Raw genomic sequence first — 307 nt, 5'->3', positions numbered from 1 at the left:
TAGCAGCAACGGCACCATGTACCACAGCAGCAACAGCTCAGGTAGTGGTAAGCGAGCAGGCTTTACCAAATGCCGGAACTAACGGAACACTCACAATCTGTGCAGGAAGCACGGTAACATCAGGGCAATTATTTGCAGCCTTAGGTGGAAGTCCAGCTACAGGCGGAACTTGGTCACCAGCATTATCAGGCGCAAATACCTATACGTATACCGTAGCAGCAACCGCACCATGTACCACAGCAGCAACGGCTCAGGTAGTGGTAAGCGAACAAGCCTTACCAAATGCGGGAACTAACGGAACACTCAC

General features: G+C 51.5%; 1 protein-coding gene. It reads left to right on the top strand.

Annotated features, from left to right (window positions below; all coding sequences use genetic code 11):
* Positions 1 to 307, top strand: a 307-nt coding sequence (locus tag ACXAG7_RS20085) for a hypothetical protein (protein WP_476667944.1), incomplete at both ends; no start/stop codon positions are given.

It is taken from the genome of Tenacibaculum sp. AWR4_210, assembly GCF_056160945.1.
This window is presented reverse-complemented; position numbering and strand designations above follow the sequence as displayed.